The 13,602-nt window shown below is 73.5% G+C and carries 13 protein-coding genes and 1 riboswitch; of the genes, 5 read left to right on the forward strand and 8 right to left on the reverse strand.

Features of this window, described 5'->3' with window-relative positions:
- Nucleotides 1–106: 106 nt before the first annotated feature.
- Entirely contained in the window at nt 107–1,378 is a 1,272-nt protein-coding gene (locus ACZ597_RS04285) for a D-alanyl-D-alanine carboxypeptidase family protein (protein ID WP_471324691.1), read from the forward strand.
- On the opposite strand, the gene ACZ597_RS04290 is transcribed toward ACZ597_RS04285, so the two are convergent.
- From ACZ597_RS04290 to ACZ597_RS04305, 4 genes are all read right to left on the reverse strand, one after another.
- A complete protein-coding gene (locus tag ACZ597_RS04290; RefSeq protein ID WP_471324694.1) occupies nt 1,375–2,283 on the reverse strand; it encodes a YihY/virulence factor BrkB family protein in 909 nt (302 codons plus the stop codon). The genes ACZ597_RS04285 and ACZ597_RS04290 overlap by 4 nt on opposite strands.
- A 170-nt stretch (nt 2,284–2,453) precedes the next feature.
- Nucleotides 2,454–3,038, reverse strand: a complete 585-nt coding sequence (locus ACZ597_RS04295) for a 2'-5' RNA ligase family protein (protein WP_471324696.1) — start codon at nt 3,036–3,038, stop codon at nt 2,454–2,456.
- A gap of 83 nt (nt 3,039–3,121) precedes the next feature.
- Nucleotides 3,122–4,135, reverse strand: coding sequence for a tryptophan--tRNA ligase (gene trpS, locus ACZ597_RS04300; RefSeq protein WP_471324698.1), 1,014 nt, complete (start codon nt 4,133–4,135; stop codon nt 3,122–3,124).
- A gap of 92 nt (nt 4,136–4,227) precedes the next feature.
- The gene (locus ACZ597_RS04305) at nt 4,228–5,496 is read right to left on the reverse strand and encodes a serine hydroxymethyltransferase (RefSeq protein WP_471324700.1); all 1,269 of its coding nucleotides are present in this window, start codon (nt 5,494–5,496) and stop codon (nt 4,228–4,230) included.
- 35 nt (nt 5,497–5,531) lie between these two features.
- Nucleotides 5,532–5,622, reverse strand: a riboswitch (ZMP/ZTP riboswitch).
- Between the two features lie 117 nt (nt 5,623–5,739).
- Here ACZ597_RS04305 and rocD point away from each other — a divergent pair.
- Both rocD and ACZ597_RS04315 read left to right on the forward strand, forming a co-directional pair.
- Nucleotides 5,740–6,945: an ornithine--oxo-acid transaminase gene (gene rocD, locus ACZ597_RS04310; RefSeq protein WP_471324702.1), complete on the forward strand. Its 1,206-nt coding sequence runs from the start codon at nt 5,740–5,742 to the stop codon at nt 6,943–6,945.
- Between the two features lie 146 nt (nt 6,946–7,091).
- Nucleotides 7,092–7,634, forward strand: coding sequence for a hypothetical protein (locus ACZ597_RS04315; RefSeq protein WP_471324704.1), 543 nt, complete (start codon nt 7,092–7,094; stop codon nt 7,632–7,634).
- 24 nt (nt 7,635–7,658) lie between these two features.
- Here the strand turns inward: ACZ597_RS04315 and ACZ597_RS04320 are convergent, their stop codons facing one another.
- Nucleotides 7,659–8,855, reverse strand: coding sequence for a glutathionylspermidine synthase family protein (locus ACZ597_RS04320; RefSeq protein ID WP_471324706.1), 1,197 nt, complete (start codon nt 8,853–8,855; stop codon nt 7,659–7,661).
- A 6-nt stretch (nt 8,856–8,861) separates the two neighbouring features.
- Nucleotides 8,862–9,164, reverse strand: coding sequence for a hypothetical protein (locus tag ACZ597_RS04325; protein WP_471324708.1), 303 nt, complete (start codon nt 9,162–9,164; stop codon nt 8,862–8,864).
- 97 nt (nt 9,165–9,261) lie between these two features.
- Between ACZ597_RS04325 and ACZ597_RS04330 the strand changes: the two genes are divergently transcribed.
- Nucleotides 9,262–10,074 (forward strand): DMT family protein, encoded by an 813-nt coding sequence (locus ACZ597_RS04330; protein WP_471325155.1) that lies wholly within the window; start codon nt 9,262–9,264, stop codon nt 10,072–10,074.
- Nucleotides 10,075–10,596: 522 nt separating this feature from the next.
- On the opposite strand, the gene pdxR is transcribed toward ACZ597_RS04330, so the two are convergent.
- Nucleotides 10,597–12,015 carry a MocR-like pyridoxine biosynthesis transcription factor PdxR gene (gene pdxR / locus ACZ597_RS04335; RefSeq protein ID WP_471324711.1) on the reverse strand — a complete coding sequence of 473 codons (1,419 nt, stop codon included), beginning with the start codon at nt 12,013–12,015 and terminating at the stop codon, nt 10,597–10,599.
- Nucleotides 12,016–12,061: 46 nt separating this feature from the next.
- Here pdxR and ACZ597_RS04340 point away from each other — a divergent pair, with 46 nt between their 5' ends.
- Nucleotides 12,062–12,577 (forward strand): carboxymuconolactone decarboxylase family protein, encoded by a 516-nt coding sequence (locus tag ACZ597_RS04340; protein ID WP_471324713.1) that lies wholly within the window; start codon nt 12,062–12,064, stop codon nt 12,575–12,577.
- Between the two features lie 16 nt (nt 12,578–12,593).
- Here the strand turns inward: ACZ597_RS04340 and ACZ597_RS04345 are convergent, their stop codons facing one another.
- Entirely contained in the window at nt 12,594–13,601 is a 1,008-nt protein-coding gene (locus ACZ597_RS04345) for a hypothetical protein (RefSeq protein ID WP_471324716.1), read from the reverse strand.
- Between the last annotated feature and the right edge of the window lies 1 nt (nt 13,602).

Genomic DNA, 13,602 nt, shown 5'->3' on the forward strand with positions numbered 1-13,602 from the left:
TTCGTCCCCAGGACGGACGCGCCGGGGTGGGCCGTACCGGGGGAGGTTGGGCCCGGTTGGCCGGTCCCGGACGCTTGGCAGTCCATCGGGATGTACGTTCACCTGCGTGTCTGCCAAGAAGACCGCACTGACGGTCCTTTCCGCCGCACTGCTGGTCCCGGCGGTGCTCGTGGCACCCGCGAGCACGCGCGCGCTCGCCGCGCCCACGCCGCCCCCGGCGGCCGACGGGAAGGGGCAGCCCCCGAAGGCACCGAACGCCCCCGCGCCGCCCCCCTCGATGTCCACCGTCGGCGGCGCCCGCCTCGGGCAGCCCGGGACCCAGGTCAACCCGCTGCCCGGCGCGCCCGCCCTGCCCGCCAACCTCAGCGGCCGGTCCTGGATCGTGGCGGACGCCGAGACCGGCGAGGTGCTCGCCGCGCACAACGCCCACTGGCGGCTGCCCCCGGCCTCCACCATGAAGATGCTCTTCGCCGACACCGTGCTGCCCGGCCTCCCCAAGGACCAGGTGCACCACGTCACCGACCAGGACATGGACGGCGTCGGCCCGGGCAGCAGCCTGGTGGGCGTCAAGGAGGACCACGACTACAGCGTCCACGACCTGTGGCTCGGGGTGTTCCTGCGCTCCGGGAACGACGCGGTGCACGTGCTCTCGGCCATGAACGGCGGCATCGACAAGACCGTCAAGGACATGCAGGCCCACGCCGAGGAGCTCCAGGCACTGGACACCCACGTGGTGTCCCCGGACGGCTACGACGCCCCCGAGCAGGTGTCGAGCGCGTACGACCTCACCCTCATCGCCCGCTCCGGCCTGCAGAAGCAGGACTTCCGCGAGTACTGCGGCACGGCGGAGGCGAAGTTCCCCGGCAGGCAGGAGGCGGGCAGGCCCCGCGAGTACTTCGAGATCCAGAACACCAACCGGCTGATGACCGGCGCCGGCGGCATCACCCCGTACAAGGGCATCGCCGGGGTGAAGAACGGCAACACGAGCATGGCCGGCTCGACCTTCACCGGCGCCGCCCAGCGCGGCGACAAGAAGCTGCTGGTGACCGTGATGAACCCGGACAACGGCGGGCTGAACTCGGTCTACGAGGAGACCGCCGAGCTCTTCGACTGGGGGTTCGCGGCGGCCGGGAAGGTCAAGCCGGTCGGCGAGCTGGTGCCGCCGAAGAGCGCGGACACCTCCCCGCTCGGCTCCCCCGCCACCTCGCACGAGAAGGCCGGGCCCGCCGCGGGCGGCGAAGCCTCCGGCGGCGGCGGGCTCGGCACGGCGCTCGGCATCGCGGGCGGGGCGCTGGCCGTCCTGGCCGGCGGGGCCTTCGTGGTCAACCGGCGCTGGCCGCGCGGCCGCCGCGGCCCGGGAGGCGGCACCGGGAGCTAGGCCGTGCCTTCCGCGGACTCCGTGCCCTCCGCGGACTCCGCGGACTCCGCGCCCTCGTCGTCGCGGGTCGCCGTCCAGGACGCGCAGAAGAGCAGCAGCTTCGCCGTGAAGCTGATCCACAGCAGAAGGGCGATCGGCACGCCGAAGGCCCCGTACATGCTCTTGCCCGCGACCTCCCGCATGTAGCCGCTGAGCAGCAGCTTCAGCAGTTCGAAGCCCGCCGCGCCGATGAGCGCCGCCTGGATCAGGCGGCCGCGCGGCGGCTCGACCCCGGGGAGCAGGGTCAGCAGGTAGAGCAGGAGCAGGAAGGCCGCCAGTACGCCGACGCCGAAGGCCGCGGCGCGCAGCAGCGCCCCGCCCGCGCCCTCGCGCGGGATGCCGAGGAGCTCGGCGGACTTGCCGACCGCGCTGGCCCCGAAGATCGAAGCGGCGGCCGAGGCCAGGGCCGCGCCGCCGAGGCCGAGGAGGACCAGGCCGTCCTTGCCCTTGCGCAGGACGGGGTTGCCCTCGTCCTCGTCGTCCTTCTCCCAGACGGCGCGCAGGCAGTCGCGCATCGAGCCGATCCAGCCGATGCCGGTGAAGAGGAGGATGGCGCCGGCGACGAGGCCGACGGTGCCGGCGTTGGCGACGAGGCCTTCCAGGTCGAGCTGGTCGGAGATGCCCGGGACCTGTTCGGCGAGGCTCTTCTGGAGCTTGTCCAACTGCTCCTGGCTCAGCAGCGCGGCGCCGACGGCGGCGGCGACGGTGATCAGCGGGAAGAGCGCGAGGAAGCTGATGAAGGTGATCGCGGCGGCGAGCCGGGTCCAGTGGACGCGGTCGAGGCGCTCGTAGGAACGCCAGGCGTGGGTGCGCATGCCGGCGGAGACCGCCGGTCCGACCACTGGGAGTTTCTTCAGCCAGTCCATGGGGGCCACCGTAAATGAGCTGATCGAAATAGCGGGGATTGCCGGTTTCGGGCGCTACGGTCGTCGATTGTGACTTTTCGCCCTACGGATCGTCCCCAGCCCCGCCCGTTCCATGCCCTGCTGCTGCGGAGTCTCCGCTTCCGCGCGCACCGGACCCTGCGGCCCCTGCGTCAGAGGCGCGGCACGGCCGCGTCGCCCAGCGGAGCGGCCTGTGCGGGGACGCCGGCGGCGCCGGTGCCGAAGGGGTACTCGCGCAGCTTGCGCCAGACCCCGTCCGAGCCCTGCTCGTAGAGCGCGAAGCCCTCGCACAGCCAGCCGGCGGCGTAGTCGGCGAGTTCGGTGAAGGCCCGGTCCATCGCCTCCTCGGAGATCCCGTGGGCGACCGTGACGTGCGGGTGGTACGGGAACGCCAGCTCGCGGGCGAGCGGCCCCTCCGGGTCGCGCACCTGCCCCTGGAGGCGGGTGCAGCCCGGGGTGCCCTCGGCGAGCCGGACGAAGACGACCGGCGAGAGGGGGCGGAAGGTGCCCGTCCCCTCCAGCCGCATCGGGAAGGCCGGGAAGCCCCGCGCGACCTCCGCCAGGTGGGCGCGGATCGCGGGCAGCCGGTCCGCCTCCACCTCGGTGGGCGGTACGAGGGTGACGTGCGTGGGGATGCCGTGCGCGGCGGCGTCCCCGAAGCCCGCGCGCAGCTCCTGGAGCTGGCGGCCGTACGGCTCCGGGACCGCGATCGAAACGCCGAGCGTTACGGTCCCCACGTGTGTCTCCTTGGTGTGTGTGCGAGGTGCTGCCGCTCAGTGTGGCGGCAGCACCCCCTCGGCCGCCAGGGGCCTGAGGTCCGTCAGTGCTTGGCCGGCAGGAAACCGAGGTGGTCGTAGGCCTGCGCCAGGGTCTCGGCGGCGACCGCCCGGGCCTTCTCCGCGCCCTTGGCCAGCAGGGAGTCCAGGGTCTCCGGGTCGTCCAGGAACTCCTGCGTGCGCTTCCTGAAGGGTGTGACGAAATCGACCATCGCGCCGGCGAGGTCGGTCTTGAGCGCTCCGTAGCCCTTGCCCTCGTACGAGGCCTCCAGGGCGGGGACCGACTCGCCCGTGAGGGTGGAGAGGATCGTGAGCAGGTTGCTGACGCCGGGCTTGTTCTCGGTGTCGAAGCGGATCACGGTGTCCGTGTCGGTGACCGCGCTCTTGATCTTCTTCTCGGTGACCTTGGGCTCGTCGAGGAGGTTGATCAGCCCCTTGGGGGAGGACGCGGACTTCGACATCTTGATCGCCGGGTCCTGGAGGTCGTAGATCTTCGCGACCTCCTTGACGATGTGCGCGGCGGGGAGGGTGAAGGTCCGGCCGAAGCGCTGGTTGAAGCGCTCGGCCAGGTCGCGGGTCAGCTCGATGTGCTGGCGCTGGTCCTCGCCGACCGGGACGGCGTTCGCCTGGTAGAGGAGGATGTCGGCGACCTGGAGGATCGGGTACGTGAACAGGCCGACGCTGGCGCTGTTGACCCCGCCCTTGGCGGACTTGTCCTTGAACTGGGTCATCCGGCTGGCCTCGCCGAAGCCGGTGATGCAGTTCATGACCCAGCCGAGCTGCGCGTGCTCCGGGACGTGGCTCTGGATGAAGAGCGTGCACCGGTCGGGGTCCAGGCCGGCGGCGAGGAGCTGCGCGGCGGACAGCCGGGTGTTCGCGCGGAGGTCCTTCGGATCCTGCGGCATGGTGATCGCGTGGAGGTCGACGACCATGTAGAAGGCGTCGTGCGTCTCCTGGAGGGCGACGTACTGGCGGATCGCTCCGAGGTAGTTCCCGAGGTGGAACGAACCGGAGGTGGGCTGGATGCCGGAGAGCGCGCGAGGACGGTCAGAAGCCATGCCCCCATTCTTCCACCTGCCCGGCGCCCCTCCGCCCGGCGGGCCGGGCCCCTCCTCCACGCGCCGCGTGGAGGAGGGGCCCGGCACATGCCTCAGGAAAGGGGCAGCCCGGGGGCGGGGAAGGCGGCCATGAGCTCCGCGACCTCGGAACGGATCGCGGCGAGGGCCGGCTCGTCGGCCTTGGCGGCGGCGTCCACCGCGCGGGAGATCCAGTCCGCCACCGCCGGCATGTGCTCCGCCGCCAGGCCGCGGGAGGTCAGCGAGGGCGTGCCGATGCGGATGCCCGACGGGTCGAACGGCTTGCGCGGGTCGAACGGCACCGTGTTGTAGTTCACCACGATGCCCGCCCGGTCCAGGGCCTTCGCCGCGACCTTGCCCGGGACGTCCTTCCCGGTGAGGTCGATCAGGATCAGGTGGTTGTCCGTACCGCCCGAGACCAGGTCGAAGCCCCGCTCCAGGAGCGCCGCGGCCAGCGCCTTCGCGTTGGCCACGACCGCGTGCGCGTACGAGACGAAGGACGGCTGCGCGGCCTCGTGCAGGGCCACCGCGATGCCCGCCGTCGTCTGGTTGTGCGGGCCGCCCTGGAGGCCCGGGAAGACCGCCTTGTCGATGGCCTTCGCGTGCTCCTCGCGGCACATCAGCATCGCGCCGCGCGGACCGCGCAGGGTCTTGTGGGTGGTCGTGGAGATCACGTCCACGTGGCCCGCCGGGGAGGGGTGGGCCCCGCCGGCGATCAGGCCGGCGATGTGGGCCACGTCCGCGACCAGGATCGAGCCGGCCTCCTCGGCGATGGAGGCGAAGGCCGCGAAGTCGATGGTGCGGGGCAGGGCCGTACCGCCACAGAAGATGATCTTCGGGCGTTCGGCCAGGGCCAGCGCCCGCACCGCGTCGTAGTCGACGAGCCCCGTGTCGGGCCGGACGCCGTACTGGACGCCGCGGAACCAGGAGCCCGTGGCCGAGACGCCCCAGCCGTGCGTCAGGTGCCCGCCCATCGGGAGGGCCATGCCCATCACCGTGTCGCCGGGCTTCGCGAAGGCCAGGTAGACGGCCAGGTTGGCCGGGGAGCCGGAGTACGGCTGGACGTTGGCGTGGTCCACCCCGAACAGGCCCTTGGCCCGCTCGATCGCGAGGGCCTCGACGCGGTCGATGTTCTGCTGGCCCTCGTAGTAGCGGCGGCCCGGGTAGCCCTCGCTGTACTTGTTCTGCAGGACGGTGCCGGAGGCCTCCAGCACGGCCGCGGAGACGTAGTTCTCGCTGGGGATCAGCCGCAGGGTCTCCGCCTGGAGGGTCTCCTCGGCGGACACGAGCGAGGCGAGCTCGGGGTCGGTTGCGTAGAGGGCGGGCTGGCGGTGCGCGGTCATCGCGGCTCCTCCGGGGTCGATGTCGAATCTCGTCCCCGCGAGGCCCAGGCGAGCGGCCCTGTGTGCGGTCGTGCGCGCACGACTCCCCCGGAGTCGGTTCTCCGTACGCCAGTCGCCGTGCGTACCGAACACCATAGCGGGCGCGGCACCGAGGAGGTTTCCGGTTCCACGATCCGAGCGACGATACAAATGACGTCACCCACGTCACCCGCGCCACCAGCCAGACGGACGATCGGAGACCCCGTGTCGAGAACTGCTGATGCCATCCGCTCCGCCGACGAACACAGCGCGCACAACTACCACCCCCTGCCGATCGTCGTCGCGTCGGCGGACGGGGCGTGGATGACCGACGTGGAGGGCCGCCGGTACCTCGACATGCTCGCCGGGTACTCGGCGCTCAACTTCGGCCACGGCAACCGCAGGCTGATCGACGCCGCCCGGGCCCAGCTGGAGCGGGTCACCCTCACCTCCCGCGCCTTCCACCACGACCGCTTCGCCGACTTCTGCGCCGAACTCGCCGCGCTGTGCGGCAAGGAGATGGTGCTGCCCATGAACACGGGCGCGGAGGCGGTGGAGACGGCGGTCAAGACGGCCCGCAAGTGGGGGTACGAGGTCAAGGGCGTCCCCGACGGCCAGGCCAAGATCGTCGTCGCCGCGAACAACTTCCACGGCCGTACGACGACCATCGTGTCCTTCTCCACCGACCACGAGGCCCGCGACCACTACGGCCCCTACACGCCCGGCTTCGAGATCGTCCCGTACGGGGACCTGACCGCCCTCGACGCCGCCGTCACCGCCAACACCGTGGCCGTGCTGCTGGAGCCGGTCCAGGGCGAGGCCGGGGTGCTCGTCCCGCCCGCCGGATACCTGTCGGGCGTACGGGAGCTGACGCGCCGGCGGAACGTCCTGTTCATGGCGGACGAGATCCAGTCGGGCCTGGGCCGCACCGGCCGCACCTTCGCGTGCGAGCACGAGGGCGTCGTGCCCGACGTGTACGTCCTCGGCAAGGCGCTCGGCGGCGGTGTCGTGCCCGTGTCGGCAGTGGTCGCCGACCGGGACGTGCTCGGTGTGTTCCGCCCCGGCGAGCACGGATCCACCTTCGGCGGGAACCCGCTCGCCTGCGCCGTCGCGCTGGAGGTGATCGCGATGCTGCGCACCGGCGAGTACCAGCAGCGCGCCGCCGAACTCGGCGACCACCTGCACCGGGAGCTCAACCTGCTGGTCGGCGGCGGTTCGGTGACCGCCGTGCGCGGCCGCGGGCTGTGGGCGGGCGTGGACGTCGACCCGGCTCTCGGGACGGGCCGCGAGGTCTCCGAGAAGCTGATGGAGCTCGGCGTCCTGGTGAAGGACACCCACGGGTCGACGATCCGGATCGCGCCGCCGCTGGTGATCTCCAAGGAGGACCTGGACTGGGGGCTCGACCAGCTGCGGTCGGTCCTCTCCGCGTAGCGGCCGGATGGGCGGGTGCGGCCGGTCCGCCGGCCGTGCCCGCCGCTGCGGTGGACACCGGCAGCGGCCCGCCGGACGATGGGAGGACCCCGTACGGGTGCGCGCCCCGCCGATCCCGGGCCCGACCCTCCGATGGGAGCATCCCCATGCACCGACGCAACCGACACCCCGTGCTCTGCGGCCTCCTGGCGTCCTCCGTCGCCCTCGGCGGCGCCGCCGCCCTCGCCGCACCGGCCGCCGCCGCCCCGGCGGCGGTTCCCGCCGCCAGCTGCACGGTCACGCCCGACCCGCAAGGGCGGTTCGTCGTCATCACCGGCGAGGGGTTCACTCCCCCGCGCACCCTCAACGACGGCGAGTCCACCGAACCGCTGAACATCGACGCCGACGGCAACTTCCGGGTCCAGCGGTTCCAGAAGAACGTCGAGTACACCGTCCTCGCGGTCAACGAGGACCAGTCCCCCGTCTTCGTGAACTGCAAGGTCGCGGGGTCCACGCCCTCCGCCGGGGACTCCAGGGAGTTCCAGAAGGGCTACGCGGACGGGCACCTGGCCGGCATGAAGGCGGCGTCACGGTCGAACTGCGACGTCCCGGCCCAGCCCGACACGAGCCAGGACCACTCCAAGTCCTACTGGCTCGGCTGGAAGTCGGGGGCCGAGACGTCCTTCGACAGCTACTGCGGCGACAACTGACGGATCCTGACGGCCCTGACGGCCCTACAGGATGACATGGGGCAGGAAGCGGGCGTACTCGTCCGTGACGAGCCCCGCCGATTCCCGGATGCCCAGCCCCGCCGCCTCCTCCTCGACGACCCACGCGCCGAGCACCACGCGGTTGCCGTCGAAGTCGGGCAGGGGGGCCAGCGCCTGGAAGACGTACGTCTCCCCCTCGGCCGGGACGAAGGGCTCGCCCTCCCCGCCCGCCTCGTGCAGCGTGACCCCGGCGCCCTCCCGGCCCAGCAGCGGCTTGGCGGCGTACCCGCAGGTGTCGGCCAGCTCGCGCGGCCCGTCGAGGTAGGCGGGCAGCAGGTTGGGATGCTCGGGGAAGAGCTCCCACAGGATCGCCAGCAGCGCCTTGTTGGCGAGCAGCATCTTCCACAGCGGCTCGATCCAGGCGGTGGTGCCCGAGCCGCCGCCGTGGTCGTAGGTGCCCAGCACCTGCGGGCCGAACTCGTCGGTGACCAGCCACTCCCACGGGTAGAGCTTGAAGCAGCCGCGGATGAAGCGGAGCTTCTCGTCCACGAACCGGCCCGAGAGGCTGTCCCAGCCGATCGTCTCGACCGACAGCGCGTGCGTCTCCAGCCCGGCCTGCTCGGCGGTCTCCTGGAGGTAGGCCACCGTCATCAGGTCCTCGCCGAGCTCGTCGGTCTCGGAGTGCGCGAAGTGCACCGGGCCCGGCGGCAGCAGCTCGGCCTGGCGGCGCCAGGCCTCGACGAGCCGCTCGTGGAGGGAGTTCCACTGGTCGGCGCCGGGGAAGCGCTCCTCCATCCAGAACCACTGCGGGCTCGCGGCCTCCACCAGGGAGGTGGGCGTGTCCGCGTTGTACTCCAGCAGCTTGGCGGGCTCGCCGGTGCCGTCGTAGCGCAGGTCGAACCGGCCGTAGAGGGAGGGCTGTTCGGCGCGCCGGCGCCAGGACTCGGTGATCAGCGCGGCCAGCTTCGGGTCCGTGATGCCGAGGTCCGCGAAGCGGTCGTTGTCGACGATGTGCGCGGCGGCGGCCAGGCACATGGCGTGCAGTTCCTCGACCACCTCCTCCAGCGCCTCGACCTCGGGGAGTGAGAAGGAGTAGTAGGCGCTCTCGTCCCAGTAGGGGCGCAGGGAGTCGTCGGGGTAGCGGGTGAGGGGGTAGATCAGCCCCTGCTCCTCGACGGTCTTCTGCCAGTCGGGGCGCGGTTCGATGGTGTGCCGCTGCATGTGCGCTCAGCCGCCGGAGGAGCCGGAGCTGCTGTGGCCGCCGATGCCGCCGCGGGTGACGGCGGACTTGTCGAAGCTGCCGCCGGTCACCTTGCCGTTGCGGACGGAGCCGCCGTAGTAGTACGAGCCGGTGCCGCCGGTCTTGCACTCCTTGGAGTTCAGGTGGTCCAGCGTCTTGCGGGAGGCGCAGCGCTTGTCGGGCTCGTCGCTGCTCCCGCAGGCCACGAGGGTGGCGGCGAGCAGGCCCATGCCGCCGAGGGCGACCGCGCCGGAGCGCATGCGTCGTCTGGTCGTGTTGCCGGTATCCATGGCCTGCACCCTAGAGCGGAGGCGCGGGGGGATGGAATCCGGCCGCCGTCACACCCTTGTCACGATGGTGACCTAGAGTCGGTTCGTGCTGGTTGGGATGGTTTGTGCGCTGGGTGCGGCGGTCTGTTTCGGTACGGCGTCCGTGCTCCAGGCCGTGGCGGCCCGGGCCGCGGCGAGGCCGGGGGCGGGCTCGGGGGTGGACGCGGCGCTGTTCCTGAGGGCGGTGCGGCAGTGGCGGTACCTGGCGGGGCTCGGGCTGGACGCGGTCGGCTTCGTGCTCCAGATCATCGCCCTGCGGCATGTCCCGATCTATGCGGTGGGGGCCGCGCTGGCCGCGAGCCTGGCGGTGACGGCGGTGGTCGCGGCCCGGCTGTTGCGGGTGCGGCTGTCACGGGTGGAGTGGGGCGCGGTGGGGGTGGTGTGCGCGGGGCTGCTGATGCTCGGGCTGGCCTCCGGTGAGGAGGGCTCGGGAACGGGCACGCTCGCGCTGAAGCTGGGCCTGCTGGGGGTGGCGGGGCTGGTGCTGGTGGCCGGCGCGGTGGCCGGCGGGCTGCCGGACGGCTCGCGCGCGCTGGTGCTCGGGCTGGCGGCGGGGACGGGCTTCGGGGTGGTGGAGGTGGCGGTCCGCCTCATCGACTCCGTCTCCCTGCGGGAGCTGCGCAACCCGGCGCTGTACGCGCTGCTGCTGGGCGGGGCGGCGGCGTTCCTGCTGCTCACCTCCGCCCTGCAGCGCGGCTCGGTCACGGCGGCGACGGCGGGCCTGGTGCTGGGCGAGACGATCGGCCCGGCGGTGGTGGGCGTGGCCTGGCTCGGCGACCGCACCCGCGAGGGCCTGACGTGGCTGGCGGTGGCCGGCTTCGCGGTGGCCGTGGCCGGCTCCCTGGCCCTGTCCCGCTTCGGCGAACCGTAACCCTGGCCGGACCGTGCGGGGGTGTGCCCTGCGGCTGGCCGCCGTTCCCCGGGGCGGGACGTTCCGAGTGCGGGTGTGCTCTGCGGCTGGCCGCCGTTCCCCAGGGCCGGACCGTGCGGGGGTGTGCCCTGCGGCTGGCCGCCGTTCCCCGGGGCGGGACCGTGCGGGGGTGTGCCCTGCGGCTGGCCGCCGTTCCCCGGGGCGGGGCCGGGGGTGCCGCTCTTGGAGCGTCCCGCCCCGCCCGGGCGGGGGTGCCCTGCGGGGCGGTCCCCTACCCGCCCTTCCGCCGTTCCCAGGGTCTCCGCCCCAGACCCCGCGCCTCAATCGCCGGCGGGGCTGATTTCAGCCGCGCCGGCGTCTGAGGCGAGAATGGTTGAAGGGCGGGTAGGGGAACTCGGCCCCGCGCAGCGGCACTCCACCCGCAGACGACCACCGGCCCCGCCCCGGGCCCGACGGCCGGAGGCCGGCGCAGCGGGCCGAAGCCCGGGAAGCGCGCCGGCGCTGAGCGGTGCGAGGGCCGCGTCAAGAAGGAAGGGCGGCGGTCAGGGCGGACAGCGTCGGGGTCCAGGCGCTCACGGGCGGGGTGCCGTAGCCGACGATCAGGGCCTCGCGCGGCGGCATCTCCGAGTCCGGGTGGCGGAACCGCGCGAGCCCCTCCAGCGCGAGGTCCTGCCAGGCGGCGGCCTGGACGATGGACCGCTCCGTGCCGGGCGGGAGGTCCAGCACCGCGTGCAGTCCCGCCGCGATCCCGGACACCGGCACCCGCCCCGCCACCGCGGCCACCAGCTCGTCCCGGCGGCGCCGGTACCGCAGGCGCATGCCGCGCACGTGGCGGTCGTACGCCCCGGAGGTGATGAACTCCGCCAGGGTCAGCTGGTCCAGCGCGCTGGACGTCCAGTCGACCGCGCCCTTCGCCGCCAGCACCTCCTCCAGCAGGTCCGGCGGGACCACCATCCAGCCCATCCGCAGCGCCGGGGCCAGGGACTTGCTCGCCGTGCCCAGGTACACCACGCGGTCCGGGTCCAGCCCCTGGAGCGCGCCGACGGGCTGGCGGTCGTAGCGGAACTCCCCGTCGTAGTCGTCCTCCAGGACCACCCCGCCCGTGCTCCGCGCCCAGTCCACGGCCGCCGCCCGCCGCCCGGGGGTGAGGGCCGCGCCCGTCGGGAACTGGTGCGCCGGGGTCAGCAGCACCGCGCCCGTCCGGGGGCCGAGCCCGGCCAGGTCCGGAGTGCGGGCCCCGGCGTCGTCCACCCACAGCGGGCGGGTCGCCAGCCCGGCGTCGGTCAGCAGGTCCCGGTGCACGTCGAGGCTGTACCCCTCCACCGCCACCTCCCGCACCCGCCGCCCCCGCAGCACCCGCCCGAGGAGCTGGAGCGCGTGCGCGAAGCCGGCGCACAGCACGATCCGGTCCGGGTCCGCGTACACCCCGCGGGCCCGCGCCAGGTACCCGGCGAGCGCTTCGCGCAGCTCCGGCCGGCCGCGCACGTCGACCGCGTACCCGAAGGCCTCGTTCGGGGCGTCGGTCAGGGCCCGCCGGGCCGCCGCCAGCCACGCCCCGCGCGGGAAGCCGCCCAGGTCCGGGGTGCCGGGGACCAGGCTGTACGCGGGCCCCCGCCGCGCGGGGCGGCGTACGGCCTGCCGGTCGCCGCCGGCCCGGCGGACCCTGGACCGCTCGGCGACCCGGGTGCCCGAGCCCTGCCGGGCCGTCAGCCAGCCCTCGGCGACGAGTTCCGCGTACGCCTCCGCGACGGTGTTGCGGGCGATCCCCAGGTCGGCGGCGAAGGAACGCGAGGACGGCAGCCGGGTCCCGGGCGCGAGCCGCCCGCTGCGCGCGGCCTCCCGCAGCGCCTCCGTCAGCGCGGCCCGCAGGCCCCGGCCGCCCGCCGCCGCGGCGAGGTCCACGTGCAGGTCGGATCCGAAAGTGGCCCACGATCCAGTCATGAACATGGACCATATAGGCGGGCCGCCCCGCCCCTACGGTTGAAACATGAGCAACCAGAACGGAACCCACGCCCACACCGCCGAACTCGCCTCCGAGCACGCCCCCCGCATGCAGTTCGCCAAGGTCGCCCCCGAGGTCTACAAGGCCGTCATCGGCCTGGAGATCGCGGCGAAGAAGGGCCTGGACCCGAGCCTCGTCGAACTCGTCAAGCTCCGCGCCTCGCAGATCAACCACTGCGCCTTCTGCATGGACATGCACAGCAAGGACGCGCTCGCCGCCGGCGAGAGCGTCGAGCGCATCCTGCTGCTCGGCGCCTGGGAGGAGTCGCGGCACTTCTACACCGAGAAGGAGCTGGCAGCGATCGAGCTGACCGAGGCCGTCACCGTGCTGACGGACGGCTTCGTGCCCGACGAGGTGTACGCGCGGGCCGCGAAGCACTTCGAGGAGGCCGAGCTGGCCCAGCTGATCGCCGTCATCGCGACGATCAACGTCTGGAACCGGATCGGCGTCACCACCCGCATGACCCCGGGGCACTACACCCCGCCGGTGAAGAAGGCCTGACCGGACGCACGTCCGGTCAGTCGGGGCGGAACGACTCCAGGGCCGCCGTCAGGTTCGCGCGGGTCGTCCCGACGTCGGCGGCCGGTCCGGCCGCCAGCAGCGCCCACCGCCCGCCACCCGGGATGGTGACGATCCGCTCGATGCCCCGGCGGCGGCCGTTCGACTCCGCGCTGTCGTACTCGTAGACCAGCTCGCAGCCGGTCCCCGCCGTCGGTTCGACGGAGACCTGCCGATAGGCGGGGGTTCCGGAGTCCAGCCGCTCGGAGGACATGCGCAGCAGCTCGCAGGAGCCGGTGGAGGCGGGCTCCGTGATCCGGAAGATCTGGAGCAGGGCGCTGCGGTCCCCGCCGGGCGGACGGTAGAAGGCCCCGTTGCCCTGTTCGTCGCGACTGGTCGCCCAGCCGTTGGGCACGGCCACCGAGAAGCCGGCCTCGTTGCGCACCACCGTGTGGCCGGTGCTCGCCGAGGGGCTCGGTGAACCGCTGGGGGGCATGCCCGCGGAGGGGCTCCCCGGGGCGCTCCCGGAGGGCCCGGAGGACTGCGGCGTCGGCGGGGCCGACAGGCCCGGCGGACGGGCTTCCGCGGCGGGCTCCTCCTTGTCGCCGAGCAGCATCCAGGCCGCGACGGAGGCTCCGCCGACGACCGCCGCGGCCAGCCCCACCAGCAACGGGGTCTGCCACTGCCCCATGCGCCCGCCCGGCTGGTACGGGGGTTCCGGCGGCGGGGGCGGGCCCCAGCCGCCGGAACCGGGCGGCGGGGGCGGCATCGGCGGAAGCCCCGGATCCGGGGCGGTGGGCGGCGGAGCCCACCCCTGCCCGGCCGATTGCTCGTACCACGCGGGCCGCGCCGGCTGCCCGGGCTCCTGGGCCCGCGTGGGCGCCTCGGGAGCCACCGGCTCGGCGGGCGGGTCCGGCTGTACGGGCCGGTCGGACGGCAGCGCCGACTGCCCCGGGCGGGCCGGTTCCGGGCCCTGCTCCCAGCGTTGCGTGCGCGGGTTCCACCAGGCGTCGTCGGAGGAGGACACC

Source organism: Streptomyces sp. NPDC040718 (genome assembly GCF_055593565.1).